At 65.6% G+C, this 279-nt stretch carries 1 protein-coding gene; it reads right to left on the minus strand.

Features of this window, described 5'->3' with window-relative positions; all coding sequences use genetic code 11:
* A partial coding sequence (locus L979_RS13880) for a recombinase family protein (RefSeq protein ID WP_047692820.1) occupies positions 1-279 on the minus strand: 279 nt, incomplete at both ends.

The following is a 279-nucleotide window of genomic DNA, read 5'->3' on the forward strand; positions in this document are numbered from 1 at the left end:
CCACGCTGAACAGCTCGGCCAGCTCGCCCACGGTGTGCTCGTCGGCAGCATGTAGCTGGACGAGGTGAGCTTCTTGCCGGGGGGTGAGTTTCGGTGACTTCCCGCGCAGCCGGCCCTTGGCCTTGGCGACCTTCATACCCTCGCGGGTGCGGGCACGGATGAGGTCGGCTTCGAACTCGGCGACCATCGCCAGCACGTTGAACAACAGTTTGCCCATCGGGTCCGTCGGGTCATACACCGATCCGGCGATGCTCAGCTTCACTTCCCGCGCCGCGAGGT

This window comes from Kocuria sp. ZOR0020, from assembly GCF_000800955.1.
Taxonomy (GTDB): Bacteria; Actinomycetota; Actinomycetes; order Actinomycetales; family Micrococcaceae; genus Kocuria; species Kocuria subflava.